The following is a 23,219-nucleotide window of genomic DNA, read 5'->3' as shown; positions in this document are numbered from 1 at the left end:
AACCTCCCATGAGCCCCACAGCAAACTGGTCCTACCCCACCGCGATCCGCTTCGGCGCCGGTCGCATTTCCGAAATCGCCGCCGCCTGCGCCGCGGCCAATATCTCCAAACCCCTGCTGGTCACTGACCGCGGGCTGGCCTCGATGGCGATCACCCAAGGCACGCTGGACCTGCTCGAGGCCGCAGGCCTTGGCCGCGCCATGTTCAGCGGCGTCGATGCCAACCCGACCGAAAAGAACCTCGCCGAGGGCCTCACGGCCTATCACGAGGGCGGTCATGACGGTGTCATCGCCTTTGGCGGCGGCTCCGGCCTCGACCTCGGCAAGATGGTCGCCTTCATGTCCGGCCAGACACGGCCCATCTGGGACTATGAAGATATCGGCGACTGGTGGACCCGCGCCGACCCCGCCGGCATCGCGCCCATCGTCGCCGTGCCGACCACCGCAGGCACCGGGTCTGAGGTGGGCCGGGCGTCGGTCATCACCAATTCCGAAACGCACGTCAAAAAGATCATCTTCCACCCCAAGGTCCTGCCCACAGTCGTCATCTGCGACCCCGAGCTGACCGTGGGCATGCCCAAGTTCATCACCGCCGGCACCGGCCTTGATGCCTTTGCCCATTGTGTCGAGGCGTTCTCCTCGCCCCACTACCACCCGATGTCGCAGGGCATCGCGCTTGAGGGGATGCGTCTGGTCATCGACAACCTGCCCCGCGCCTACACCGACCCGAATGATATCGAGGCGCGCGCGCAGATGATGTCCGCCGCCATGATGGGTGCTACCGCGTTCCAGAAGGGCCTCGGCGCGATCCATGCGCTGAGCCACCCGATCGGCGCGGTCTACAACACCCACCACGGCACCACCAACGCGGTCTTCATGCCAGCCGTGCTGCAGCTGAACGCCGATGCGATCCGTGACCGTTTTGACCTCGCCGCGCCCTACCTCGGCGTGCAGGGCGGTTTTGACGGCTTCTGCGCCTTCGTGCAGGACCTCAACGATCAGCTCGGCATCCCGCGCAAACTCTCCGCGCTTGGCGTCGCCGATGACCGCGTCGACGATATCGTCGCCATGGCGCTGGAGGACCCCTCCTGCGGTGGCAACCCCGTCACCCTGACGGCGGAAAACCTCAAACCCGTGCTGCTCGCCAGCCTCTGAGGCGCGCACATCCCGGCCTGTCGCAAACGTGATCCCTCACCGATGCGGCAGGCCGTTGCCACTGCGGCCCCTCCGCACCTAAACTTCGCCTCATGCGTGTTTTGCGCGACGGAGGTTTCCATGCGGCTTTTCCCAACTCTGGTCTCTGGTCTGACCCTGCTGGCGCTTGGCGCCTGTTCGATGGTGACCACCAGCGTCGCAGGCAATTCCGCGATCCCCGCCGATCTCAGCCCCCGCACCGTCTTCATCACCCCGGGCGATGGGATGGACGCCGCCTCGCTCGGCTGGCAGACCAATGCGCGCACGCTGGCGGGGGTGCTGCAGGCCAAGGGCTTTGCCACCGTACCCCGCCGCAAGGACGCCCGCCTGATCGCCGCCCTCGCCTATTCGGTCGACGACGGCAAACAGGTGACCACCGAATACCCCGTGCCCGACCGGGAGATCGTCGGCTATCGCACCGTCGCCACCGGCAAACCCGACGGCGGCACCCGCAGCATCCCGATCTACGGCGTCGTCGGCTATGACATGCGCAGCGAGACAAAGACCGTCTTCACCCGCCGCGTCACGCTGGACATGACCGACGCGCTCACCGGCAAGCCGGTGTTTGAGGCGCGCGGCGTCAGCCGGGGCCCATGCGCCGCCTTCACCACCGAAGGCGACGCGATCCTCGGCGCCGTCCTCAAGGACTTCCCGCAGGCCCGCACCGGCAATGTCACCCTGAAGTCGGAAAACGGCTGCTCCAAGCTCTGAGGGACGCCCCCGACAGTGCCTCTTTTCGGGCACGACACACTGCGTAAAACGTCCTCAAGGGAGACACGATCAACATCCCGTTTTTGCAAACAAAACGGCCACTTGCTTGCATGGCAGAGCCTGCGACCATACAACACAAAGTTGTGAACTGACTGCTATGGGATGTACGGATGACAAGAATATTTTCACTTTCAGCTCTGGTCGTGATTTCGGGGCTCGCCCTCAGTGGCTGCGCCCCGTCAGTGGCGCGCTTGGCCGTTTCAGAGGCGGATAAGCCGCGCTTCAACGCGCTTTTGGCGGATCCGACTGCCCTGCGCGCGTTCCTCGCGGACACGACCATCAAGAATTGGGACAGCCGCTACGGCACGCAGATAGAATACCATAGCGTCAGTGGTCGGACGTGGCTGGTGTTTCCTGGCAACCTCAGGTCGCTTCAGGGCTTCTGGAAGATCACAGGGCCGGCGGGCAACCCGAGGATTTGTTACCTGTATCCGCACTCGCGCGACGCGATCACCGGCAAACCCGGCGGCGATTGGGAATGCGGGCCAGCGGCCCTTAAATTGACCGCGGACGAAATTCGTGACGGCGATGTCCTCGGACTGCAAAAGCAAGGACTTACCCCCTATCCAAAGACCTTGCCCGCCAAATACGATATCAGCATCTCGGAAGTCGTGAAGGCCCTTGGTCTCAGGCCCTTGCGTCAGAAAAACAAGACCTTTGAGCAAGACGGCTCCTAAGGTCTGTTTTTTTTGGGTGCATCGCCCCAACGGCAATAGCCCCCTATGAAGCAGCGTCCGCTTCTGATGCAACGAGGTGAGCGCGCTAAAGCGCCAAGCCTGCCGTCCCTCTAGGCACTATCCCGACCATCTGATGACCTGAGTCCTGATGCCCAACGCCGGTCTGAAGCTGCGCCTGCCTTGGGCGAGCAGCTGTCATTGACCCACCGGGCGACGCGATCAGCCCTATGCCAACAAAAAAGCGCCCACCCCTCGCGGGACAGGCGCTTTTTTTTCAACTCATCCGTCGCGAAAGGCCTCAGGCCTTCGGGGCGGCGTCCATCGCATCCAGACGGGCCTTCAGCGCCGCGTTCTCTTCGCGGGCCTTCTGGGCCATCAGGCGGACGGCATCGAATTCCTCACGCGTGACGAAATCGCGATCGGCCAGCCAGCGGTCGATCCGGGATTTGAAGGCCGTTTCGGCCTCATCCTTGGCGCCCTGGGCCACACCCATCGCGTTCGTCATCAGCTGGGACATGTCGTCGAAGAACTTGGATCTGGTCTGCATCGGCTCTCTCACACGTATGTGTTACTGTTCTCCTCCTATATGGGCCGGGAGGGGCGCAGGCTCAACCCTCTGCGCTGAATTGCGCCCAACGCCCCCGCTTGACTTTGCGCGGCCCCCACAGGCAGATACCCCCGATGAAAGCCGCAATCCCCTTCCCCGACATCTCGCCCGAGATCTTCACCCTGTCGCTCGGCGGGTTCTCGTTTTCGCTGCGCTGGTACGCTTTGGCCTACCTTGTGGGCATCCTGCTGGGCTGGCTGCTGGCGCGCGCAGCGATCGACCGCGCCCGCCTCTGGCCCGCCAATAGCGCGCCGCTGAACCGCGAACAGCTGGACGAGTTCCTGACCTGGCTAATCGTCGGCGTCATCCTCGGCGGGCGGCTGGGGTTCGTGCTGTTCTACCAGCCCGAATACTACTTCGCCCATCCCACCGAGATCCCGATGATCTGGCAAGGCGGCATGGCCTTTCACGGCGGGCTGATCGGCGTCGCCACCGCGATCACGATCTTCTGCTACCGCCAGTCGATCCCGCTGCTGCCCGCCTTCGACATGCTGGCGCTGGCCACGCCGCCGGGGCTGCTGCTGGGCCGCATCGCCAACTTCATCAACGCCGAGCTTTGGGGCCGTCCCACCGACGCGCCCTGGGGCGTGATCTTTCCCGGTGAGGCCGCGCAAAGCTGTGCCACAGCCGCCGCGCCCTGCGCCCGCCACCCCTCGCAGCTCTATGAGGCAGGGATGGAGGGGCTGATCCTCGGGGCGATCCTGATCACGCTGGCCTTCGCCACGCGCACGCTGAAACGTCCTGGTCGCCTGACCGGCATCTTCATCGCCGGCTACGGCATCGCGCGCTTCATTGTCGAATTCTTCCGCCTTGCCGATGCGCAGTTCATCACCCCGACCAACCCGCATGGCCATGTGATCCAGTTCACCCAGAGCCTCGGCATCACCATGGGTCAGGCGCTGTCGCTGCCGATGGTGCTGATCGGCCTCGCCCTGATCGCCTACTCCATGCGCCCCCGAACCCCATGACGACCCCGCCCACCATGACCCCGCTCGCCCGGCACCTGCACGACCGCATCGCGCAAGACGGCCCGCTGCGCCTGTCGGACTACATGGCCGACTGCCTGCTGCATCCGCGCTATGGCTACTACACCACCCGCGATCCCCTTGGCGCGGCGGGCGATTTCACCACCTCGCCCGAGATCAGCCAGATGTTCGGAGAGCTGCTGGGCCTCTCGCTCGCGCAAAGCTGGCTCGACCAAGGCGCGCCCACCCCTTTCACCCTGGCCGAGCTTGGCCCCGGTCGTGGCACCCTGATGGCCGACATCCTGCGCGCCACGCGCGGCGTGCCGGGCTTTCACGCCGCCATGACCCTGCTGCTGGTCGAGGTCTCGCCCGCCCTGCGCAAGGCGCAGAAAGCCACGCTCAAGGGCTACGACGTGGAATGGCGCGACCGCCTCGCAGACCTGCCCGACGCCCCCCTCTTCCTCGTCGCCAATGAATTCTTCGACGCCCTGCCGATCCGCCAGTTCGTGCGCGCCGACGATATCCTCTGGCAGGAGCGCCGCGTTACCACCCAGGGCGACGCCCTCACCCTCGGGCTGACCGGTGCGGCGCCCGAACCCGCCCTCGCGCATCGTCTGGGCGATACCAAGCCCGGCGACATTGTCGAGCTCTCGCCCTCCGCCTCCGCCATCGCGGCCGAAATCGGCAATCATATCGCCCAGCACGGCGGCGCGGCGCTGATCGTGGATTATGGCGACTGGCGCTCTCAGGGCGATACGCTGCAGGCCATGCGCGCCCATGCCTACGCCGATCCCTTCACCGATCCGGGCGAGTCCGACCTGACCGCCCATGTCGACTTCGAGGAACTCGCCACCGCCGCCGCCCCCGCGCGCCATACGCTGCTGAGCACACAGGGCGTCTTCCTCGAACGTCTCGGCATCACGGCGCGGGCTCAGGCGCTGGCCGCCCGCCTCAGCGGTGACGCGCTGTCAGATCACATTGCTGCACATCGCCGCTTGACCCACCCGCAGGAAATGGGAACGCTGTTCAAGACGCTGGCGCTCTATCCCGAGGGGCAGCAACCGCCCCCCGGACTTGAGCCCGCCAAACCCTGAACCGCCCACAAGGCCAACCCTGCCCGTTAGGACCGCATGACACTCGAAATCCTCACCTCACCGGCGCTTGGCTCCATCCGCCACGGCTTCTTCACCCGCAAGGGCGGCGCGTCTTCGGGCATCTTCGCCGGGCTGAACTGCGGCTTGGGCTCCACCGATCAGGCCGAGATCGTCTCGATCAACCGCGCCCGCGTCGCCGCCGCGATGGAGATCGCCCCCGGTGCCCTCACCTATGTGCGTCAGGTCCACTCCGCGCGGGCGCTGGCAGCCACCGGCCCCTTCGATCCTGTCCCCGAGGCCGACGGCATCGTCACCGCCACCCCCGGCGTCGCCCTGTCGATCCTGACCGCCGATTGTCAGCCTGTGCTGCTGGCCGACCCACAGGCGCAGGTCATCGGTGCCGCCCACGCCGGCTGGCGCGGTGCCATCGACGGCGTGCTTGAGACGACGATCGACGCCATGATCGACCTCGGCGCCGACCGCGCCCGCATCACCGCCGCCATCGGCCCGACGATCAGCCAGCGCGCCTATGAGGTCGGGCCTGAGTTCCTCGATGATTTCATGGTCGACGATCCCGACAACACCCGCTTCTTCGCCAATGGCGAGGGCGACCGCTATCTGTTCGACCTGCCCGCCTACGGGCTGCACCGTCTGCGCAGCGCCGGGATCAAACAGGCCGAATGGATCGGTCACTGCACCTATTCGGATTCCGAGCGGTTCTTTTCCTTTCGCCGCACCACCCATGAAGGGCAGGCCGACTACGGGCGGCTGATCTCGGTCATCCGGCTCTAGAGGGGCGATTTCGCACCGTTCGGATACCGTTCAGATACCGACGGGATACCGACATCCCGATTCGGCCGGTTTGCAGTCCCGGCGGCGCTCTCCGCCTCAGGCGTTGCGCGCCAGCCGTTCTTCCAGGATTTCAAACGGGACACCCGGCAGATCCTTGGCACAGCGGATCACCAGCGAGGTTTTCACGCTCGCCACATTCTCAGCCGAGGTCAGCTTGCCCGTCAGGAAGGTCTGGAAGGTCGACAGATCCGGCGCCACGCATTTGAGGATGAAATCGACCTCGCCGTTCAGCATATGGCATTCCCGCACCAGCGGCCATTCGCGGCACAGCGACTCGAAGGCGACCAGATCCGCTTCGGCCTGACTGACCAGCCCGACCGAGGCAAAAACCTGCACTTCAAAGCCCAGCTCGCGCGAATCGACCTCGGCATGATAGCCGCGGATAAAGCCCGATTCCTCCAGCGTGCGCACCCGGCGCAGACAGGGCGGCGCGGAAATTCCGACACGCTTGGCAAGCTCGACATTGGTCATCCTGCCATCGGCCTGCAGCTCAGCGAGAATTTTCCTGTCAATTGGATCTAGTCGTGTGCCAGACATGTTAGCGCTCCTCAGGATTACGTTTCTTATAGCAGGCGCCTTACCCTGCGCAATAATGTTTCACAATCGCGCAACATTTCACAATTCACCTGCCTCGAAACGGGCGGCAGTTTTCTGCGCACCGCCACCCGGCTTGCACCTGTGCCCCGGCGCGCTTACTTAGACAAAACTCTGATATCATGAGAGGCTGACATGGCTGAGACGCGCAAGACGAAGGTATTGATCATCGGCTCCGGCCCCGCAGGCTATACTGCGGGCGTCTACGCCAGCCGTGCCATGCTGGACCCCATCCTCGTTCAGGGGATCGAGCCCGGCGGCCAGCTGACCACCACGACCGAGGTCGAAAACTGGCCCGGCAACACCGAGATTCAGGGCCCCGACCTGATGATCAACATGGAAGCCCACGCCAAGGCCATGGGCACCGAAATCATCGGCGACATCATCACGGACCTCGACCTCTCCAAGCGCCCCTTCGTGGCCAAGGGCGACTCGGGCACCGAATATATCGCCGACGCCGTGATCCTTGCGACCGGCGCGCGCGCCAAGTGGCTGGGGCTTGAGACCGAGGATGCCTTCAAGGGCTTCGGCGTTTCGGCCTGCGCCACCTGCGACGGCTTCTTCTATCGCGGGCAGGAAATCGTCGTCATCGGTGGCGGCAACACCGCCGTCGAAGAGGCCCTCTTCCTGACCAACTTCGCCTCCAAGGTCACCCTGATCCACCGCCGCGACGAGCTGCGCGCCGAGAAGATCCTGCAAGACCGGATGGAGAAGAACCCAAAGATCGAAACCCTCTGGTTTCATGAACTTGTCGAGGTTGTCGGCGAAGACACCCCGCGCGGCGTCACCGGCATCAAGGTCCGCAACGTGCAGACCGGCGCTGAATCCGAGATCCCGGCCAAGGGGGTATTCATCGCCATCGGCCACGCCCCCGCCTCCGAACTGGTCAAGGACCAGCTCGAGCTGCACCACGGCGGCTACGTCAAGGTCAAACCCGGCTCGACCGAGACCTCGGTCCCCGGTGTATTTGCCGCAGGCGATCTGACCGACCACAAGTATCGTCAGGCCGTGACCTCTGCCGGCATGGGCTGCATGGCCGCGCTAGATGCGGAACGCTTCCTCTCCGAAATCGGTCTGGATGATGGCAAGGACGAAACCCTGCCCCTGGGCTACGGCGCGCCGGAAAACGAAGGCGTGGCCTGAGGCTCTTCACACCGCTTCACTGTCATCAGGGCCGCCCGGCATTTCGCCCGGCGGCCCTTTTTGCACTCGGCGCCCCACAGCTCCCGCGCGGCCGCGAAGGTCTCTTTTAACGACACCCACGCCCACGGCACCTGCAGCCCCCCCCCCCCCGCAGAGCACACTCCGGGGGGGGGGGTGTGAGATCCTAAGGCAGCTCCACCTTTTTTGCACCGCCCGGATACCGTTCAGATACCGACGCAATACCGACATCAGGATTTTCGCTCTGGAGGGTTAAAACGCGAAACCCCGCTGCGGTGAGGCAGCGGGGCATAAGGCGTTCGTTTTGCACTTCCACGCATCGCACGCAGAGGCGAAATTCAGTGTACCGTCACCGGCGCAAGGTCATTTTCGCGCGCCAGAATAAAGGCCGTGGCCTTGTCGCGCACCAGCGCCAAACGCTCACCATCGGAGTTGTGAACGGCAAACAGCCGTGTCAGACCGGGTGCCTGTTCATTCAGCTCTTCCTGCACATCTTCGGGCAGATCGGCCGCTTCGACAGGACGAACATAGACGATCTTTTCGCCGGTATCTTCGATATTATCTTTCGGTTCCATTGGCTTACCCTTTCTTAATCGAAATGCGCTGAACGACACGTTCGGGCTCGGCCCGGGTCAGATCAACGTGCAACAAACCGTTTTCCATGACGGCCTCACCTACCTCAACGCCTTCAGCCAGCACAAAGCTCCGTTGAAATTGTCGAGCAGCGATTCCCCGGTGCAGAAAGATCCGCCCCTCGCCGTCTTCAGACTGCCGTCCCCGGATCACCAACTGGCGATCCTCCAGCGTCACCGCCAGCTCGGCTTCGGCGAACCCCGCCACCGCCAGCGTGATGCGGTAGGAATTCTCCGACGTCTGTTCAATATTAAAGGGCGGATAGCCCTCATTGCCGGATTTGGCGCTGCGTTCCAGCAACCGTTCCAGCTGTTCGAAACCGAGCAGATAGGGGTGCGACCCCAGGCTCATCTTGGTCATCTCGCGCGTCCTTGCATAAAAAGCGACGTCTGGTGACGAGCCCCCGCAGGCGGCGAACCCGGCATGGGTTAATATGGTGGGCACCAACGTCCGGTGCAAGGGCTTTGCGCAAACCTACCTTTGCGCCTATCCTTATCCTACGCAAAACAAAGGTCGAATCACTCATGAACGCCCAGTCAGACATCTCGATGAAAACCGATGACGTGCTGCGGGTGGAACTTGAGGTCTTCCGCCGAGAGCACCGTGATCTGGACGAGGCGATCATGGCACTGCAGGACCGTGGTACCGCCGACCAGCTGACCATGCAGCGGCTGAAGAAGAAAAAGCTCAACCTCAAGGACAAGATCGCTCAGATCGAAGACCGCCTGACCCCGGACATCATCGCCTGACCCCAACAGGGCAGCGGCTCTCTCATCTTGCCAAAAATACTTTGCAGGGGGTCTGGGGGATGCAAAATCCCCCATTTGGCGCAGCCGCCCGATTGCTCCCACCTCCAGATCCTCTATAAACCGGTTTTCTGACCCCATCAGAGGTGACCGGCGATGAGCGATATCAAGGTAGGGATCATCATGGGCAGCCAGTCCGACTGGCCCACCATGCGAGAGGCCGCAACGGTCCTCGACGAACTTGGCGTCCCCTACGAGACGCGCATCGTCTCCGCCCACCGCACCCCTGACCGCCTCTGGGACTATGGCAAGACCGCCGTGGACCGTGGCCTGCATGTGATTATCGCAGGCGCTGGCGGCGCCGCCCACCTGCCCGGCATGATGGCCTCCAAGACCCGCGTGCCCGTCATCGGCGTCCCGGTCCAGACCCGCGCGCTCTCCGGCGTAGACAGCCTCTATTCCATCGTGCAGATGCCCAAGGGCTTTCCCGTCGCCACCATGGCAATCGGTGCTGCAGGGGCGGCCAACGCAGGCCTCATGGCCGCCGGTATCCTTGCCATTTCCGATGCTGCCCTCGCCGCGCGTCTCGACGACTGGCGCACAGCCCTGTCGGCCTCCATCCCTGAGGTCCCGACAGATGACTGAGCCCCTCTCCACCGGCGCCACCATTGGCATTCTTGGCGGCGGCCAGCTCGGCCGCATGCTCGCTGTCGCCGCCTCCCGCCTCGGGCTGCGCTGCCATATTTTCGAGCCCGGCGCCAACCCGCCGGCCGAAGACGTCGCCCATGCAGTGACCCGCGCCGCCTACGAGGATGACGCCGCCCTGCGCGCCTTCGCCAGCTCCGTCGACGTGGTCACCTACGAGTTCGAGAACATCCCCACCTCCGCTCTCGACGTGATTGAGGCCATCGTGCCGATCCGCCCGGGCCGATCCGCACTGTCGACCAGCCAGGATCGCCTGACCGAGAAAGACTTCCTCACCTCCCTCGGCCTGAAAACCGCGCCCTACGCCGACATCACCGACCTCGCCTCCCTACACGCCGCGCTGGCCGACTTCGCCACCCCCGGCATCCTGAAAACCCGGCGTTTCGGCTACGACGGCAAGGGTCAGGCCCGCATCATGACCCCTGACCAAGCTCCACAAGCCTTTGAAGACATGGCAGGCGCCCCCGCGCTCCTGGAAGGCTTCATCGACTTCACCGCCGAGATCTCTGTCATAGCCGCCCGCGGCCTCGACGGCTCCGTGGCCTGCTTCGATCCCGGCGAAAACGTCCATGACGATGGCATCCTGCGCACCACCACCGTGCCCGCCGGCCTGCCTGCCGCCCTGCGCACCGACGCCATGCTGCTGGCCGCCCGCGTCCTCAATGCCCTCGACTACGTCGGCGTCCTCGGGGTCGAGCTCTTCGTCACCCCTGGAGGCCTGGTGGTCAATGAGATCGCCCCCCGCGTGCACAACTCCGGTCACTGGACGCAAAACGGCTGCACCATCGACCAGTTCGAACAGCACATCCGCGCCATCGCCGGCTGGCCGCTGGGCGATGGTCAACGTCATGCCAACGTCCGCATGGAAAACCTGATCGGCGACGACATGGCGCGCCTGCCCAGCCTCGCCGCCACGCCCGGCGCCGCCCTGCACCTCTATGGCAAGTCTGAAACCCGTCCCGGCCGCAAAATGGCCCACGTGAACCACGTCACCCCCCTGACCTGAACCGCCCTGCCCCCAGATGTTTCCCTGTCGGAAATATCCCGGGGGAAGCGCGCGGCACGCGCGACGGGGGCAGCGCCCCCACCTGCGCCCGCTCAGCCGAGGAACCGCCCCGCCAGCTCAGCCCCGAGCCAGGCCAGACGCCCACCCGATATTGTTGCCCCGACACGCCCGCTGACAGGGTCCACCACGGCAAGATCCGCGCGCAAGCCGGCCTCGATTCGGCCCCGGTCACTCAGCCCCAGCAGGCGCGCAGGCCCCGAAGACACCAACCCCCAGGCGACCTCCATCCCGAGGCTCTGCGCCAGCTTCAACGCCGCCTGTCGGGGCGCAGGATAGTGATAGTCCGAGGCGAGCGCATCGCAGAGCCCTTCCGCCACCAGCGCCGTCGCCGAGACATTTCCCGTATGTGACGCCCCTCGCACCACGTTTGGCGCGCCCAGCACGACGCCAGTGCCCGCAGCCCGCGCCGCTTCGACGCTTTCAGGAAACTCCGAGACCGCGACGCCGCGCGACTGCCACTGGGCCCGCACCTCAGCATCCGGGTCATCATGACTGCCCAGTATCACGCCCTTTGCCAGCAGCGGTGCAATCAGAGCCTCCAACGCCGCAGGCACCTGAGACGATCGATCATGCAGCGCCTGCAATAGGGCCAGATGTGCCTCAGGGCTGCGGCCACTCTTGAGCGCCTGACCGGTCAGACGCGGCGGGCGTTTTCCGGCCGCCAGCGCTTTGTGCGGCACGTGATCATTAAACACGACATAGCCAATACCATGGCGGGCGATCAGCGCAGCGGCCTCGTCAAAGCGGTCTGTCAGATGGGTCTCAATGCGCAGCTGAACCCGCAGATCGACGGCTTGAGAGGGGGCAATCGCGGCATGGGCTCTCAGCATCTCGGCAGCGAATTCAGGGCTGCGCATCCCGCCTTCCCAACTGAAGAACTGCGCCAGCATTGCCGTGGTGATGCCATTGACCGCCAGTTCGGCCGCGCTCATCGCAAGCCCGTCGCGCAGATCCAGCAGGGCGCCGCGCCGCGGCGCCAGATGCCGCTCGAAGCCGTCGCCATGCGCATCCACGATGCCGGGCAGGACCCACCAGCCCGACAGATCGACCGGTCGGCCACAGGAGTCATCGCTCAGGACACCGCCGTCAATACCTACGACAGCATCGCTGAACCCACCGGGGCGCAACACTTGCGCCCCGCGCAGATGCATCGGCCTCAGCATGCCACACCACCGCAGTAGCGCAGAGAAAGTCTGAATGTCAAAATCGCGATCATCCGTCCCGGTAGCACAGGCAGGCGCGCTCGGGAAAGGCCTCTGGCGGCTGTGTCAGTCCGCCATCGCAAAGGCGTCGGGATAGACCAGCCTTGCCTGCGAAAACGCTGTCCCCGGGGCAATAGGATACAACAGTGTATCGTCCAGCTTGTAAGGAGTCGTCAGATTCTGCGCCGCGCGATAGGTGAACCCGAACCGCTGATAGTAGCGCCCGTCCCCCACGACCGTCACCGCATCGGCCCCAGCCCGGCGCGCGTAATCCAGACCGTAGCGGATCAGATCCGCACCGATACCGATATTGCGCCGGTAGGGGAGCACCGCCAGCGGCATCAACGAAAACCAGTTGCGCGGTGAGCTGTGGCGAGAAAACCCAATGTAACCAACGGTTTTGTCACCGTCGAAGGCCAGCAATTCGACCTCCATATCCCCGGATTCTCGCAGAGCGTGCGCCAGACGCGCCTCTGACGGGGTGTCGTAGGCCTGGGTCAAGACATTGCCGACCGCGATATCATCACTCGGCTGAAAAAGGCGTAGTGTTATATTTGCGTTGCGTGCCATGGGAGTCCCGTATCCAGTCCGACGCCTGAGCACCGGGGTTCAGACCAGTGTACGGCAAAATTCTGCAATTGCATCCACTTCGCGCCGCACGGCAGCAAAAAAAACACGTGCACCTAGGAGTCGATCAAAATCTGACCGAGTTCTAGGGCTTGGAGGAAAAACCGTGCCCGGCCGGCGACCAACAAAAAAGGGAGCCCGAAGGCCCCCTTTCCCGACCGGCAACGTGCCGGGGAAAGCAGTTCGGATGATTTACATCATGCCGCCCATGCCGCCCATGCCGCCCATATCGGGCATGCCGCCGCCGTTGCCGCCGTCTTTCGACGGTTTGTCGGCAACCATGGCTTCGGTGGTGATCAGCAGGCCTGCGATCGAGGCTGCATCTTCCAGCGCGGTACGGGTCACTTTGGCCGGATCGATGACGCCGAACTTGAACATGTCGCCATATTCTTCGGTCTGCGCGTTGAAGCCAAAGGTCAGGTCGTCCGATTCACGGATCTTGCCGGCCACGACAGCGCCATCGACGCCAGCGTTTTCAGCGATCTGACGCAGCGGTGCTTCCAGCGCCTTGCGGACGATGGCGATACCGGCTTCTTGGTCGGAGTTCGCACCGGTCATGCCTTCGAGGGCCTTGCCAGCTTGAACCAGAGCAACGCCGCCACCGACAACGATGCCTTCTTGAACGGCAGCGCGAGTAGCGTTCAGCGCGTCGTCGACGCGGTCTTTACGCTCTTTCACTTCGGTTTCGGTCATGCCGCCAACGCGGATGACGGCAACGCCGCCTGCCAGTTTGGCAACGCGTTCCTGCAGCTTCTCACGGTCGTAGTCCGAGGACGTTTCTTCGATCTGGTTACGGATCTGAGCAACGCGTGCTTCGATCTCGGCCTTCTCGCCGCCACCGTCAACGATGGTGGTCTCGTCTTTGGTGATCGAGACTTTCTTGGCAGTGCCCAGCATGTCCATGGTGACGGACTCGAGCTTCATGCCCAGATCTTCGCTGATGACCTGACCGCCGGTGAGGATCGCGATGTCCTGCAGCATGGCTTTGCGGCGATCGCCGAAACCAGGTGCTTTGACAGCTGCGATTTTCAGACCGCCGCGCAGTTTGTTGACAACCAGAGTTGCCAGCGCTTCGCCTTCGACGTCTTCGGCGATGATCAGCAGGGGTTTCTGCGACTGGATGACTTGCTCCAGCAGCGGAACCATCGGCTGCAGCGACGACAGTTTCTTCTCGTGCAGCAGGACGATAACGTCCTCCAGCTCGGTGGTCATCTTGTCGGCGTTGGTGACGAAGTAGGGCGACAGGTAGCCGCGGTCGAATTGCATGCCTTCGACGACTTCGACTTCGGTTTCCATGCCTTTGTTTTCTTCAACGGTGATCACACCGTCGTTGCCAACACGCTGCATGGCGTCCGCGATCTGCTGACCGATGGTCGCTTCGCCGTTCGCCGAAATCGTGCCGACCTGAGCAACTTCGCTCGAGTCGTTGACGGGGCGCGAGGCGTTCTTGATCGCTTCGACGACCTTCAGGGTCGCGAGGTCGATACCGCGCTTCAGATCCATCGGGTTCATGCCAGCTGCGACAGCTTTCATGCCCTCTTTCACGATGGCTTGCGCCAGCACGGTTGCGGTGGTGGTGCCGTCGCCGGCTTCGTCGTTGGTACGCGAAGCGACTTCTTTAACCATCTGCGCGCCCATGTTCTCGAACTTGTCTTCCAGTTCGATCTCTTTGGCGACAGACACACCGTCCTTCGTGATGCGCGGTGCGCCGAAGGATTTTTCCAGAACGACGTTACGGCCTTTGGGGCCCAGCGTCACTTTGACGGCGTCAGCAAGAATGTTGACGCCCTTGAGCATCTTGTTACGAGCTTCGGTGTTGAACTTGACGTCCTTGGCAGACATAGCGTGTCTCCTGACTAATTCGTTGAATTTCTTGGGACAGAAATGCGAATGCGACTTAGGCGATAATGCCCATGATGTCGGATTCTTTCATGATCAGCATTTCTTTGCCGTCGAGCGTGATCTCGGTGCCCGACCATTTGCCGAACAGGATCTTGTCGCCCGCTTTAACGTCCATTGCGACGCGTGCGCCGTCTTCGGCCTTGGCGCCTGCGCCAACCGAAACAACGATACCTTCAGCAGGTTTTTCTTTTGCGCTGTCGGGGATGATCAGACCACCCTTGGTCTTTTCTTCACTCTCGACGCGTTCCACAAGCACACGGTCATGCAGCGGTGTAAATGCCATCTCTGAGGCTCCTTGGCTCAAAGTTTCTCCCTTGCCCGCCGATCGACGGGCGTTAGCACTCACCCTTGATGAGTGCTAACGCCACCGGAGATAGGCAAGCAGAGGCGGCGAGTCAACAACGCTGTGTTGCAAAATTTGCCAACCCTGCAGCCTTGTCCGGCAGCACGATGCAGCCCACCTAATCAGCAGCACGCCCCATACAAGCCCCCCTGCTGCCCAAGCGCGCAACACTCCGCCGACACATCCGCTGTGCGATGGAACCGAAAGCCCCGCTCGGGCGTCTTGCTTTTCACAGCCATACGCCACGCCATCACGGCTCAGGAGAAGACCTCATGCACACGTCTACGGTCACCGACCTCTGGTCCGAAGAACTGCGCCTCTGGACCGAAGGGGCCGCCAATATCCGCGACCGTCTCGCGCCGCATTGCCTGATGACCCTGCCCGGCACCGGCCCGCTGAAACGCGACGAAGCGCTGGCCCATAGCCAAGCCGCGGCTTGGGGCGATGTGCGCATCTCGCGCCGCAATGCATCGGAACACCACGGAGCCGTCGTTCTCGCCTACCGTGCCAAAGCCCGGCAAGCCTGCGGCGCGCCCTATATGGCCTGGTGCACCTCGTGCTGGGTGCCGCGCAAGGGTGGCTGGCAGATGGTGCAGCACCAGCAACGCCCCGAAGAACTGCCCCCCGCCTATGTATCGGCCAATGCCGCGGCGCCTTTGGGCGTCAGCGCGTAGATCCCGGTCGCAACCTTCTCGAACCAGCCGTAGTGGTCGTCGCGCATGATCGTCGTGGCACGTGGCACACCGGCACCTTTTGCCACGACGGCCCCCTTGCTCGGCCCGGCCTCAGCCAGATAGGCGGCGCAACGCTGCGCATCCTGACGATAGGCGGTCATGATCTGAACCCGGTTTACGCCCCCAACATTCGGATCCCCGACCCGACGCTGGAACTCGCGCAGCAGCCTCCCGCCGCGCCCCCGCGCAGGGCGCGGCACGTAAGGCGCCGGATCGCAATGCACCTCGACAAACCCATCGCGGGCGCGCACCGTCAGAAACCCGAGCCCAAGCCGGCGGCATACCCCGATATGCCCCGCCAGCGTCTTGCGCCCGCTGAGGGCCGGCACGGCGAGGTAGACGAAATCGCTCACCCCCTGCCGGGCCACCCCCTGCTGCACCAGCGTCAGGTTCATCCCCAGCTTCAGCTCAACGATCACCGGGTGCGGATCATCGTCACGCATCGCCACCACGTCGGCACCTGCGACCTCGCCCTTGACCTCGTAGCCCTGCGCCTCAAGAAACGCCTTCACCGGCGCATAAAGGTCCGCCTCACGTAGTTTTGCCATCGGGGCCGAACCTCCCGCATCCTTCTTTCGCAGCCCCGGCCACGAAATCGCCAATTTTGTCGTGCCGCCAACGCAGGCGGGTGACACTGAGTTTCAGCCCTCTTATAAGGGCGCGGATTTGCAGTTTTTCCAAGGACGGACGCATAAAATGACGATCAAGATTTTCGGCCACAAATCCCCCGATACCGATTCCACCGGCTCCCCGCTCATCTGGGCTTGGTATCTCTCCGAAATCAAAGGCACCCCTGCCGAAGCCAAGCTGCTGGGCGAGCCCAACACAGAAGCCGCCTTCGTGATCGAGAAATGGGGCTTTGCCAAGCCCGAGATCATCTCCGAGGTCACCGCCGAGGACACCGTTGTCATCGTTGACACCAACAACCCGGCCGAGCTTCCGGCCGCGATCAATGACGCCGACATCATCCAGATCATCGACCACCACAAGCTGGTTGGCGGGCTTGAGACAAAAGGCCCGATCGACATCACGATCAAGCCCCTGGCCTGCACAGCGACCATCATGTACGATCTGATGGGTGATGATGCGGCCAAGATGCCCGACAATATCAAGGGTGCCATGCTGTCCTGCATCCTGTCGGACACGCTGGAATTCCGGTCGCCCACAACCACCGACACCGACAAGGCCCTGGCCGAGAAACTGGCGGGCGAGCTGAACATCGACCTCAGCACCTATGCCGGTCAGATGTTCGAAGCCAAATCCGACATCTCGGCGTTTTCCGACGGTGAACTGATCCGCATGGATTCCAAGGAGTTCACGGTCGAGGGTACCAAGTTCCGCGTCTCGGTTCTGGAAACCACCGCGCCGAAAATCGTACTGGATCGCAAGACCTCCCTGATGGAGAGCTTCAAGACCGTTGCGATGGAAGATGGCGTGGACGAAGTCCTGCTGTTCATTGTCGACATCCTCAACGAAGAAGCCACGCTCTTCGTGCCCAACGATCTGGTCAAGACCCTCGCCGAGAAGAGCTTTGGCGCCACAGTCACCGGTGACAGCGTCGTCCTGCCCGGCATTATGAGCCGCAAAAAGCAGATCATCCCGAACCTCAAACTCTGAGGCCATCGACCTTCACACTGGATCAGGGGCGCATCAAGCGCCCCTTTTTCGTGGTCAGTTCATGGCGCGGCGGCTGCAAAGTGCCCGGCTTATTCTTGCCCCCATATTCATTCCCCATTCCGACCCGGCGCTACGTCTGCCATTCCGGGCGCACCCTCCACCAGCAACTTCCTCTGGTCGCGCGCCTGCGCATCCGTCATACCTTGGCCGACGGCGGCGCCGATTGCTGCGCTGCAAAACCGACATGATGCCGCCACCATAACGGCAGCATAAAGACCTGCCCGTTCGACAATTTCCGGAGTGCCCGCCATGACCCAGATCGTTTCCTCTCTCGCCGAGATTTCCGCAGACTACGACGCCATGTTCGTCGATCTCTGGGGCTGCGTGCACGATGGCGTCACCGCCCTGCCCGACGCCGTCGCCGCCCTGCAGGCCGTGCGCAAAACCGGCGTCACCGTGGTTCTGGTGACCAACTCTCCTCGGCCGCGCGCACAGGTGCGCACCCAGCTCGACGGTTTCGGCGTGCCGACCGACGCCTGGGACACCATCGCGACCTCGGGCGACTCTGCACGCTCGGCCATGTTCCAGGGCATCGTCGGCCACCGCGTTTTTCACATCGGCGAACCGCATGACGCGCCATTCTTCGCCCCCCTGCAAGCGCTTGATAATCCCCAGCACATCGAGCGCGTCGCACTCGAGGACGCTGAAGGTATCGTCTGCACCGGCCCCTTCGATGCTGACGCCGACCCGAGCGTTCTGCGCCCGCAGCTGTTGCTGGCCAAGACCATGGGCCTCAAGCTGCTCTGCGCCAATCCCGATATCGTCGTCGACCGTGGCGATCACCGCGAATGGTGCGCCGGCGCGGTGGCCAAGCTCTATTCCGAAATGGGCGGGGAAAGCCTCTATTTCGGCAAACCGCATCCCCCGATCTACGACCTCGCGCGGCTGCGCCTGAACAAGCTGGGCAAGGATATCTCCGACAGGCGCATCCTCGCCATTGGCGACGGCATCCACACCGATATTCAGGGCGCTCTGGGCGAGGGTATCGATTCCCTGTTCATCACCGGTGGCCTGGCGGCGGAAGAAACAAAAACCACCGACCAGCCCGAGGCAGATGCCCTCAACGCGTTCATCGAGAAAGAGAAAATGACCCCGACCTATGCGATTGGCAAACTGCGCTAGGTTCAGAACGGACTTGCTTTCTGCGGTCGCGAAGTAATATTGTTTCGCAGGCGACACTTGAATCGCCGCAATATTACCTTGCGACTGATGGAGGGTCACATGTTGGACAACTTCCCGCGCGGCACGATCTGCATCGAAGATATCGAAATGGGCATGACCCGCCACCTGCGCAAACAGATCACCGATGACGACATCGAGATGTTTGCGCAGGTCTCAACGGACCGAAACCCTGTCCACCTCGACGACGCCTATGCTCAGGATACCATCTTTGAAGGGCGGATCGCCCACGGCATGCTGACAGCGGGTCTGATCTCGGCTGTGATCGGCGAGCAGCTGCCCGGCCACGGCACCGTTTACATGGGCCAGACGCTGAAATTTCTCGCTCCCGTGCGGCCCGGAGACGTCGTGACTGCCGAGGTTGAGGTGATCGCCATCGATCACGGCAAACGTCGCGTGCAGCTGGATTGCCGCTGTCTGGTGAATGGCAAGAAGGTGCTGATCGGCGAGGCAACGGTGCTGGCTCCGTCGCGCAAGTTCGACTGACCCTCGCCAAGCACCTCGAAACGAAGCCACCCGCGGTCATGTCACTGGACAGCCCCGGCCTTTCACGCGACAACCCCGGCCATGAAAGATATGGCCGATCACTCTGCGGAACTGCACCTTGAAGGATGGCTGAAACGCCACCTGCCGCGCCGCCTTGCCGGTTGTGCCATCTTTATCGCGCGACAGCTCTGGGCCGCCCTCTTCGCCCTGATCATCCTCGGCGCGATCCTGCTGACCCGCGCCATCTGGAGCCCGGACTGGCCGCTTGCCCGCTATGACGCTCTGGTGATCATCGCTGTGCTGACGCAGGTCCTGCTGATCGCCTTCAGGCTGGAGACATGGGAGGAGGCGAAGGTCATCCTGCTGTTCCATATCACCGGCACCGTGATGGAATGGTTCAAGGTCCATGCCGGCAGCTGGGGCTATCCCGAGCCGGGTGTACTGAAGCTGTTCGATGTGCCGCTGTTCACCGGGTTCATGTATGCGTCACTCGGCAGCTATATCGCCAGGATGATCCGCCTGTTCGATGCCGTGATCGCGCCCTATCCGCCGTTCTGGGCGGGCACGCTGCTGGCGATCGCGATCTACGTCAACTTCTTCGCGCATCACTATCTGCCCGACATCCGGCTGCTGCTGTTCGCCGCCTCTCTGGGGCTGTTCCTGCGCACGCGCCTGTGGTTTCGCATGGGCGGGACGTGGCTCTGGATGCCCTTCCCTTGCGCCGCGCTCGGCATCGCGTTCGCGCTCTGGATTGCCGAGAATATCGGAACCTTTACAGGCACATGGGCCTATCGAGGCCAGGGCCATTTCGAGCTGGTGTCGCTGTCCAAGATGGGCGCGTGGTATCTGTTGTTCTTCGTCAGCTTCACCACCGTCACGCTGGTGATGCGCAGCGCGCTGAGACGCGCGCCTTTCCGCCCAGCCTCCCTCAGAACAGACCCTGCCAGCGCGCAAAGGCAATCAGCAGCGCCACAAAAACCAGCACATTAAAGGCCATGCTGCTCAACACTCCCAGGAGCAGCCCCTTGCGATGATCCTTGCCATCATAGGCCGCAACCGCCGCATCGATCCGGCGGAAGGGTTGCTTCAGACTGTCCTGATCAAGCTGCTTTGCCAGCTTCGGATGCCCGGCAAGTTGTTGTGCGCGTTCAATTTCTTCGGCGGCCCGATGCGCGCGAGGCGGTAGGCGACGCCCGGCGTGGCGCATCAGGCTGGCCAGATCGCCACTGTCGCGGTGGAATTTCGCGCGCAATGCAGCTTCGGTTCTCTCAACATCGCGACGGAATTTATCAACGTCAAACATCGGCTTTCCCCAACTCACCTGCACGGTTTTAACGTGGATCGCGCGCCGCTCCAAGGGCAGGTCGGCGACGGATTGCTCTGGCCTCGCGCAGCGCGCTTGGCTATCAATCTGCTCATGCTGAACGTGATCCGCCATGATGGCCCCGCCGACGCCACGCCTCTTGTCATCGCCCATGGGCTGTTCGGCTCCGGGCGCAACTGGGGCGTCATTGCAAAACGCCTCGCGGCGGAGCGGCAGGTGATTGCCGTCGATATGCGCAACCATGGCGCCTCGTTCAAGGATCCCGCGCATGGCTATCCCGAGATGGCCGCCGACCTGGCCGAGGTGATCGCCGCCGAGGGGCGCGCCTGCCATCTTCTGGGCCATTCGATGGGCGGCAAGGCCGCAATGGCTCTGGCGCTGAGCGATCCTGAAAAGCTCGCGAAACTGGTCGTCGCCGACATCGCGCCCGTCTCGTATCGCCACTCGCAGCAGGAATTTATTGATGCCATGCGGGAGGTTGACCTCGACACTCTGACGCGCCGTTCGGACGCGGAGGAGCAGTTGGCCAAGGCCGGCGTCGACAAGGCCCTACAGAGCTTCTTCACGCAATCGTTGGACGTGCAGGCAAAGGAATGGCGCCTGAACCTTGACGTGCTGGAGGCCGAGATGGCCAAGATCCTCAGCTTTCCCGAGGATCTGACCGGCCCCTTCAACGGCCCCACCCTGTTCCTGACGGGTGCGGAGAGCCACTATGTCAAACCCGAGTACCGCGAGCGCATCAAGCAGCTGTTCCCGGAGGCGAAATTCGCCAAGATTCCCGGGGCCGGCCACTGGCTGCACGCCGAAAAACCGCGTGAGTTCGAGGCCGCCGTGGCGCAGTTCCTGTCGTTCTGAACTGCGCCTTTCAGACGAACTTATACTGTCGTTTCAAGGCTTTCAGCCGTGCGGGTTCATCCGCGCGATCAGGTTGGTCTTGAGCACGAACTGGTGAAACAGCGCCGCCAGAACATGCAGCCCGATCAGGATCAGCAGCAGGGTCTTGAAGACCTCATGCGCCTCGCCCGCGACACCAAGGCTCGCGTACCACGCGACAGAGCCTGAGAGCGGCACCAGAACCAATAAAGCGTAGATGCCCCAATGGGTTATCCGCGCGGCAAGGCGCATCAGCGGCGTCTCGGCCTCGGGGTGCGCGGGGGCGCCACGGGTGGCACGCAGCAGCAGGCGCAGCAGGGTCAGGGCGAGCACCGTGAAGCCGATGACGATATGGCTGGTCGCGGCGAGCGAGGTCGCGGTGGCCACGTTGTCGAGCACCTGACCAAAGGCGCGCGACATGCCATCGCTGAACAGGAACTGATAGGCGATCAACAGCACCACCGCCCAGTGCAGGTAAATCTGCAGGCGGCTGTAACTGGCTGGTTTGATTGATGTTTGCATGGCTCGGATCCTCTGGCTGTGCGCTGCGATGACTATACGCACAAGTGGCGCGGCTCCGTCGGATTAAATTGCGCAGGAGAATGATGCGGAGGGATGGAACCTCATGCCCCCCGTCGCCGTTGGGTTAACAGACATGTAACCGGAGGATCCAATGAAACGTATTTTGCTTTGTATGGTTGCACTTAGCGCGCTCGCGGCGTGCGAAACGGTTGAAGGTGCAGGCCAAGATATCCAGAAAGCTGGCAGCACGATTTCCACTGAGGCGAACAAAACTCAAGCCCAGATGTGACGGCGCTTTAACAGGCATCGGACAAGGGGTCGACCGAAGGGTCGGCCCCTTTTCGCATGGCGCGGGCCTGTAAAAGGTGCCCGCGCATGGTGATTGGTCAAAGGAGCGCGTCGGGGGCGCCGGAGCCTTGGTTAACAGGGATTTTTGCCAAATCGGAATGTCGGTATCCCGTCGGTATTTGAACGGTATCTGAACGGTGCGGATTTCGGGGCGACGAGAAGGTTAATGGAGGTCCTGCGGTGGGGATCTTAAATTTGGGGCCGCCAGATTATGAGCTCTGCGAGAGCGACGCGACACATTCACGCTGTCTTGCGAACCGATGTATCAGGTCGTGGACCAGCCTCACACTTAGAGCTACGTGCCACACTTCACCGATGTGGCGACCAGCGAGGCCGACTGATCACGCGAAGCAAGGGTGCCCCCTCTAGCGCTGCGATCATCATTCACAGATTGACGACGCGTGACAGGGTCCGGGCTCACGGCTTTGGGGTTCAACGCGACGGTGACTGGCATGCCTCAGCACATGTTGCAAAGGTGGCGGTACCATGACCAAAAGAGCATAACCGTGATCGATGCCGATGCCCCCTGCCCGGAAGAACAGGCAATCGCAGAAAGGATGTGAGCATGACTGCGCAGCTTGAACTGTTCCCCGCCACGTTGCGGCTGACCCGGATCGATCCGGGCCAGAACACGCGCCGGTTCTATCGGGTGGCCCTGCAGCCCGATCTGTTCGGAGGATGCACACTCATCCAGGAATCGGGCAGAATCGGACAGGCTGGGCGGGTGCGGGCGGAGACCTTCGCGAACGAGGGCGTGGCAGTCGATGCGCTTATTGATCTGCGGCGTCAGAAAGCGCGCCGCGGCTATCAGGTCTAAACAGCAGAGCGGGTGGCCGCCCCCTTCCGGACCGGCAAGGGTGCGCAAAGGCGGCCGACCCTGCCAAGGCGTGGATTGAACACCGCGCAGGCAGGGCCGACTGACGTCACCGTTTGAAACA

29 protein-coding genes are annotated in these 23,219 nt (G+C 62.9%); 18 read left to right on the top strand and 11 right to left on the bottom strand.

What is annotated here, in order from left to right; translation table 11 throughout:
* The first annotated feature begins 8 nt into the window (after positions 1 to 8).
* From F3W81_RS18435 to F3W81_RS18425, 3 genes are all read left to right on the top strand, one after another.
* Positions 9 to 1,154 carry an iron-containing alcohol dehydrogenase gene (locus tag F3W81_RS18435; protein WP_193080884.1) on the top strand — a complete coding sequence of 382 codons (1,146 nt, stop codon included), beginning with the start codon at positions 9 to 11 and terminating at the stop codon, positions 1,152 to 1,154.
* 120 nt (positions 1,155 to 1,274) lie between these two features.
* Positions 1,275 to 1,904, top strand: coding sequence for a DUF4136 domain-containing protein (locus F3W81_RS18430; protein ID WP_193080883.1), 630 nt, complete (start codon positions 1,275 to 1,277; stop codon positions 1,902 to 1,904).
* Positions 1,905 to 2,074: 170 nt separating this feature from the next.
* The gene (locus F3W81_RS18425; RefSeq protein ID WP_193080882.1) at positions 2,075 to 2,641 is read left to right on the top strand and encodes a hypothetical protein; all 567 of its coding nucleotides are present in this window, start codon (positions 2,075 to 2,077) and stop codon (positions 2,639 to 2,641) included.
* Between the two features lie 298 nt (positions 2,642 to 2,939).
* Here the strand turns inward: F3W81_RS18425 and F3W81_RS18420 are convergent, their stop codons facing one another.
* On the bottom strand, positions 2,940 to 3,188 hold the full coding sequence (locus F3W81_RS18420) for an accessory factor UbiK family protein (protein ID WP_193080880.1): 249 nt from the start codon (positions 3,186 to 3,188) through the stop codon (positions 2,940 to 2,942).
* Between the two features lie 134 nt (positions 3,189 to 3,322).
* On the opposite strand from F3W81_RS18420, the gene lgt reads away from it, so the two are divergent.
* Genes lgt through pgeF form a run of 3 tightly spaced genes read left to right on the top strand, consistent with a single transcriptional unit; the run spans position 3,323 to position 6,099 of the window.
* A complete protein-coding gene (gene lgt, locus F3W81_RS18415; RefSeq protein ID WP_193080879.1) occupies positions 3,323 to 4,216 on the top strand; it encodes a prolipoprotein diacylglyceryl transferase in 894 nt (297 codons plus the stop codon).
* A gap of 14 nt (positions 4,217 to 4,230) precedes the next feature.
* Positions 4,231 to 5,307: a class I SAM-dependent methyltransferase gene (locus F3W81_RS18410; RefSeq protein ID WP_193084026.1), complete on the top strand. Its 1,077-nt coding sequence runs from the start codon at positions 4,231 to 4,233 to the stop codon at positions 5,305 to 5,307.
* 36 nt (positions 5,308 to 5,343) lie between these two features.
* Positions 5,344 to 6,099 carry a peptidoglycan editing factor PgeF gene (gene pgeF, locus F3W81_RS18405; protein ID WP_193080877.1) on the top strand — a complete coding sequence of 252 codons (756 nt, stop codon included), beginning with the start codon at positions 5,344 to 5,346 and terminating at the stop codon, positions 6,097 to 6,099.
* 96 nt (positions 6,100 to 6,195) lie between these two features.
* Here the strand turns inward: pgeF and F3W81_RS18400 are convergent, their stop codons facing one another.
* A complete protein-coding gene (locus F3W81_RS18400; protein WP_193080875.1) occupies positions 6,196 to 6,696 on the bottom strand; it encodes an Lrp/AsnC family transcriptional regulator in 501 nt (166 codons plus the stop codon).
* Between the two features lie 192 nt (positions 6,697 to 6,888).
* On the opposite strand from F3W81_RS18400, the gene trxB reads away from it, so the two are divergent.
* Positions 6,889 to 7,896 carry a thioredoxin-disulfide reductase gene (gene trxB, locus F3W81_RS18395; protein ID WP_193080873.1) on the top strand — a complete coding sequence of 336 codons (1,008 nt, stop codon included), beginning with the start codon at positions 6,889 to 6,891 and terminating at the stop codon, positions 7,894 to 7,896.
* Positions 7,897 to 8,252: 356 nt separating this feature from the next.
* On the opposite strand, the gene F3W81_RS18390 is transcribed toward trxB, so the two are convergent.
* Positions 8,253 to 8,489 carry a DUF1150 family protein gene (locus F3W81_RS18390; protein WP_193080872.1) on the bottom strand — a complete coding sequence of 79 codons (237 nt, stop codon included), beginning with the start codon at positions 8,487 to 8,489 and terminating at the stop codon, positions 8,253 to 8,255.
* A 4-nt stretch (positions 8,490 to 8,493) separates the two neighbouring features.
* A complete protein-coding gene (locus tag F3W81_RS18385) occupies positions 8,494 to 8,907 on the bottom strand; it encodes an Hsp20 family protein (protein ID WP_193080870.1) in 414 nt (137 codons plus the stop codon).
* A 164-nt stretch (positions 8,908 to 9,071) separates the two neighbouring features.
* On the opposite strand from F3W81_RS18385, the gene F3W81_RS18380 reads away from it, so the two are divergent.
* The 3 genes from F3W81_RS18380 (at position 9,072) to F3W81_RS18370 (ending at position 11,004) form a co-directional block, all read left to right on the top strand.
* Positions 9,072 to 9,296 (top strand): YdcH family protein, encoded by a 225-nt coding sequence (locus F3W81_RS18380; protein WP_193080868.1) that lies wholly within the window; start codon positions 9,072 to 9,074, stop codon positions 9,294 to 9,296.
* Between the two features lie 153 nt (positions 9,297 to 9,449).
* Positions 9,450 to 9,938: a 5-(carboxyamino)imidazole ribonucleotide mutase gene (gene purE, locus F3W81_RS18375; protein ID WP_193080866.1), complete on the top strand. Its 489-nt coding sequence runs from the start codon at positions 9,450 to 9,452 to the stop codon at positions 9,936 to 9,938.
* A complete protein-coding gene (locus F3W81_RS18370) occupies positions 9,931 to 11,004 on the top strand; it encodes a 5-(carboxyamino)imidazole ribonucleotide synthase (RefSeq protein ID WP_193080864.1) in 1,074 nt (357 codons plus the stop codon). The genes purE and F3W81_RS18370 overlap by 8 nt, the downstream gene beginning before the upstream one ends.
* 92 nt (positions 11,005 to 11,096) lie before the next feature.
* Here F3W81_RS18370 and F3W81_RS18365 read toward each other — a convergent pair whose 3' ends face one another.
* The 4 genes from F3W81_RS18365 to F3W81_RS18350 all read right to left on the bottom strand — a co-directional run bounded on the left by F3W81_RS18365 (position 11,097) and on the right by F3W81_RS18350 (position 15,078).
* The gene (locus F3W81_RS18365; protein WP_193080862.1) at positions 11,097 to 12,227 is read right to left on the bottom strand and encodes an alpha-D-ribose 1-methylphosphonate 5-triphosphate diphosphatase; all 1,131 of its coding nucleotides are present in this window, start codon (positions 12,225 to 12,227) and stop codon (positions 11,097 to 11,099) included.
* 105 nt (positions 12,228 to 12,332) lie between these two features.
* Positions 12,333 to 12,836 carry a GNAT family N-acetyltransferase gene (locus tag F3W81_RS18360; RefSeq protein WP_193080861.1) on the bottom strand — a complete coding sequence of 168 codons (504 nt, stop codon included), beginning with the start codon at positions 12,834 to 12,836 and terminating at the stop codon, positions 12,333 to 12,335.
* 249 nt (positions 12,837 to 13,085) lie between these two features.
* A complete protein-coding gene (groL, locus tag F3W81_RS18355) occupies positions 13,086 to 14,735 on the bottom strand; it encodes a chaperonin GroEL (protein WP_193080859.1) in 1,650 nt (549 codons plus the stop codon).
* A 55-nt stretch (positions 14,736 to 14,790) separates the two neighbouring features.
* Entirely contained in the window at positions 14,791 to 15,078 is a 288-nt protein-coding gene (locus F3W81_RS18350) for a co-chaperone GroES (protein ID WP_119400307.1), read from the bottom strand.
* Between the two features lie 332 nt (positions 15,079 to 15,410).
* Between F3W81_RS18350 and F3W81_RS18345 the strand changes: the two genes are divergently transcribed.
* A complete protein-coding gene (locus tag F3W81_RS18345; RefSeq protein WP_193080857.1) occupies positions 15,411 to 15,812 on the top strand; it encodes a DUF4440 domain-containing protein in 402 nt (133 codons plus the stop codon).
* Here F3W81_RS18345 and F3W81_RS18340 read toward each other — a convergent pair.
* Positions 15,767 to 16,420: a DUF2161 domain-containing phosphodiesterase gene (locus F3W81_RS18340; RefSeq protein WP_193080855.1), complete on the bottom strand. Its 654-nt coding sequence runs from the start codon at positions 16,418 to 16,420 to the stop codon at positions 15,767 to 15,769. The genes F3W81_RS18345 and F3W81_RS18340 overlap by 46 nt on opposite strands.
* A gap of 148 nt (positions 16,421 to 16,568) precedes the next feature.
* Between F3W81_RS18340 and F3W81_RS18335 the strand changes: the two genes are divergently transcribed.
* From F3W81_RS18335 to F3W81_RS18320, 4 genes are all read left to right on the top strand, one after another.
* On the top strand, positions 16,569 to 17,489 hold the full coding sequence (locus tag F3W81_RS18335; protein WP_193080853.1) for a manganese-dependent inorganic pyrophosphatase: 921 nt from the start codon (positions 16,569 to 16,571) through the stop codon (positions 17,487 to 17,489).
* 309 nt (positions 17,490 to 17,798) lie between these two features.
* The gene (locus tag F3W81_RS18330) at positions 17,799 to 18,671 is read left to right on the top strand and encodes a TIGR01459 family HAD-type hydrolase (RefSeq protein ID WP_193080852.1); all 873 of its coding nucleotides are present in this window, start codon (positions 17,799 to 17,801) and stop codon (positions 18,669 to 18,671) included.
* A gap of 99 nt (positions 18,672 to 18,770) precedes the next feature.
* Positions 18,771 to 19,214, top strand: coding sequence for a MaoC family dehydratase (locus F3W81_RS18325; RefSeq protein WP_193080850.1), 444 nt, complete (start codon positions 18,771 to 18,773; stop codon positions 19,212 to 19,214).
* Between the two features lie 81 nt (positions 19,215 to 19,295).
* Positions 19,296 to 20,204 carry a DUF817 domain-containing protein gene (locus tag F3W81_RS18320; protein WP_226941742.1) on the top strand — a complete coding sequence of 303 codons (909 nt, stop codon included), beginning with the start codon at positions 19,296 to 19,298 and terminating at the stop codon, positions 20,202 to 20,204.
* Here the strand turns inward: F3W81_RS18320 and F3W81_RS18315 are convergent.
* Positions 20,143 to 20,652, bottom strand: a complete 510-nt coding sequence (locus F3W81_RS18315; RefSeq protein ID WP_193080847.1) for a hypothetical protein — start codon at positions 20,650 to 20,652, stop codon at positions 20,143 to 20,145. The genes F3W81_RS18320 and F3W81_RS18315 overlap by 62 nt on opposite strands.
* Here F3W81_RS18315 and F3W81_RS18310 point away from each other — a divergent pair.
* The gene (locus F3W81_RS18310) at positions 20,632 to 21,393 is read left to right on the top strand and encodes an alpha/beta fold hydrolase (protein WP_193084024.1); all 762 of its coding nucleotides are present in this window, start codon (positions 20,632 to 20,634) and stop codon (positions 21,391 to 21,393) included. The genes F3W81_RS18315 and F3W81_RS18310 overlap by 21 nt on opposite strands.
* A gap of 42 nt (positions 21,394 to 21,435) precedes the next feature.
* On the opposite strand, the gene F3W81_RS18305 is transcribed toward F3W81_RS18310, so the two are convergent.
* A complete protein-coding gene (locus tag F3W81_RS18305; protein WP_193080845.1) occupies positions 21,436 to 21,933 on the bottom strand; it encodes a cytochrome b in 498 nt (165 codons plus the stop codon).
* Positions 21,934 to 22,084: 151 nt separating this feature from the next.
* On the opposite strand from F3W81_RS18305, the gene F3W81_RS18300 reads away from it, so the two are divergent.
* Positions 22,085 to 22,222: an entericidin A/B family lipoprotein gene (locus F3W81_RS18300; RefSeq protein ID WP_193080843.1), complete on the top strand. Its 138-nt coding sequence runs from the start codon at positions 22,085 to 22,087 to the stop codon at positions 22,220 to 22,222.
* Positions 22,223 to 22,846: 624 nt separating this feature from the next.
* Positions 22,847 to 23,098, top strand: a complete 252-nt coding sequence (locus tag F3W81_RS18295; protein WP_193080841.1) for a WGR domain-containing protein — start codon at positions 22,847 to 22,849, stop codon at positions 23,096 to 23,098.
* Positions 23,099 to 23,219 lie beyond the last annotated feature (121 nt).

Origin of the sequence: Pseudooceanicola spongiae (assembly GCF_014899185.1) — a bacterium.
Taxonomy (GTDB): domain Bacteria; phylum Pseudomonadota; class Alphaproteobacteria; order Rhodobacterales; family Rhodobacteraceae; genus Pseudooceanicola; species Pseudooceanicola spongiae.
Note: the sequence above shows the minus strand (reverse complement) of the source record. Positions and strands in the feature narration are given on the sequence as shown.

What these genes read in the sequence shown, in the direction of transcription:
- F3W81_RS18360 (WP_193080861.1), bottom strand. Translation starts at nt 12,836, where the DNA reads ATGGCACGCAACGCAAATATAACACTACGCCTTTTTCAGCCGAGTGAT.
- lgt (WP_193080879.1), top strand. Translation starts at nt 3,323, where the DNA reads ATGAAAGCCGCAATCCCCTTCCCCGACATCTCGCCCGAGATCTTCACC.
- F3W81_RS18420 (WP_193080880.1), bottom strand. Translation starts at nt 3,188, where the DNA reads ATGCAGACCAGATCCAAGTTCTTCGACGACATGTCCCAGCTGATGACG.
- F3W81_RS18365 (WP_193080862.1), bottom strand. Translation starts at nt 12,227, where the DNA reads ATGCTGAGGCCGATGCATCTGCGCGGGGCGCAAGTGTTGCGCCCCGGT.
- F3W81_RS18390 (WP_193080872.1), bottom strand. Translation starts at nt 8,489, where the DNA reads ATGGAACCGAAAGATAATATCGAAGATACCGGCGAAAAGATCGTCTAT.
- groL (WP_193080859.1), bottom strand. Translation starts at nt 14,735, where the DNA reads ATGTCTGCCAAGGACGTCAAGTTCAACACCGAAGCTCGTAACAAGATG.
- F3W81_RS18300 (WP_193080843.1), top strand. Translation starts at nt 22,085, where the DNA reads ATGAAACGTATTTTGCTTTGTATGGTTGCACTTAGCGCGCTCGCGGCG.
- F3W81_RS18425 (WP_193080882.1), top strand. Translation starts at nt 2,075, where the DNA reads ATGACAAGAATATTTTCACTTTCAGCTCTGGTCGTGATTTCGGGGCTC.
- F3W81_RS18345 (WP_193080857.1), top strand. Translation starts at nt 15,411, where the DNA reads ATGCACACGTCTACGGTCACCGACCTCTGGTCCGAAGAACTGCGCCTC.
- F3W81_RS18310 (WP_193084024.1), top strand. Translation starts at nt 20,632, where the DNA reads ATGCTGAACGTGATCCGCCATGATGGCCCCGCCGACGCCACGCCTCTT.
- F3W81_RS18315 (WP_193080847.1), bottom strand. Translation starts at nt 20,652, where the DNA reads ATGGCGGATCACGTTCAGCATGAGCAGATTGATAGCCAAGCGCGCTGC.
- F3W81_RS18335 (WP_193080853.1), top strand. Translation starts at nt 16,569, where the DNA reads ATGACGATCAAGATTTTCGGCCACAAATCCCCCGATACCGATTCCACC.
- F3W81_RS18435 (WP_193080884.1), top strand. Translation starts at nt 9, where the DNA reads ATGAGCCCCACAGCAAACTGGTCCTACCCCACCGCGATCCGCTTCGGC.
- F3W81_RS18325 (WP_193080850.1), top strand. Translation starts at nt 18,771, where the DNA reads ATGTTGGACAACTTCCCGCGCGGCACGATCTGCATCGAAGATATCGAA.
- F3W81_RS18430 (WP_193080883.1), top strand. Translation starts at nt 1,275, where the DNA reads ATGCGGCTTTTCCCAACTCTGGTCTCTGGTCTGACCCTGCTGGCGCTT.
- F3W81_RS18295 (WP_193080841.1), top strand. Translation starts at nt 22,847, where the DNA reads ATGACTGCGCAGCTTGAACTGTTCCCCGCCACGTTGCGGCTGACCCGG.
- F3W81_RS18305 (WP_193080845.1), bottom strand. Translation starts at nt 21,933, where the DNA reads ATGCAAACATCAATCAAACCAGCCAGTTACAGCCGCCTGCAGATTTAC.
- F3W81_RS18350 (WP_119400307.1), bottom strand. Translation starts at nt 15,078, where the DNA reads ATGGCATTTACACCGCTGCATGACCGTGTGCTTGTGGAACGCGTCGAG.
- F3W81_RS18320 (WP_226941742.1), top strand. Translation starts at nt 19,296, where the DNA reads ATGAAAGATATGGCCGATCACTCTGCGGAACTGCACCTTGAAGGATGG.
- F3W81_RS18380 (WP_193080868.1), top strand. Translation starts at nt 9,072, where the DNA reads ATGAACGCCCAGTCAGACATCTCGATGAAAACCGATGACGTGCTGCGG.
- F3W81_RS18370 (WP_193080864.1), top strand. Translation starts at nt 9,931, where the DNA reads ATGACTGAGCCCCTCTCCACCGGCGCCACCATTGGCATTCTTGGCGGC.
- purE (WP_193080866.1), top strand. Translation starts at nt 9,450, where the DNA reads ATGAGCGATATCAAGGTAGGGATCATCATGGGCAGCCAGTCCGACTGG.
- F3W81_RS18330 (WP_193080852.1), top strand. Translation starts at nt 17,799, where the DNA reads ATGACCCAGATCGTTTCCTCTCTCGCCGAGATTTCCGCAGACTACGAC.
- pgeF (WP_193080877.1), top strand. Translation starts at nt 5,344, where the DNA reads ATGACACTCGAAATCCTCACCTCACCGGCGCTTGGCTCCATCCGCCAC.
- F3W81_RS18340 (WP_193080855.1), bottom strand. Translation starts at nt 16,420, where the DNA reads ATGGCAAAACTACGTGAGGCGGACCTTTATGCGCCGGTGAAGGCGTTT.
- trxB (WP_193080873.1), top strand. Translation starts at nt 6,889, where the DNA reads ATGGCTGAGACGCGCAAGACGAAGGTATTGATCATCGGCTCCGGCCCC.
- F3W81_RS18400 (WP_193080875.1), bottom strand. Translation starts at nt 6,696, where the DNA reads ATGTCTGGCACACGACTAGATCCAATTGACAGGAAAATTCTCGCTGAG.
- F3W81_RS18385 (WP_193080870.1), bottom strand. Translation starts at nt 8,907, where the DNA reads ATGACCAAGATGAGCCTGGGGTCGCACCCCTATCTGCTCGGTTTCGAA.
- F3W81_RS18410 (WP_193084026.1), top strand. Translation starts at nt 4,231, where the DNA reads ATGACCCCGCTCGCCCGGCACCTGCACGACCGCATCGCGCAAGACGGC.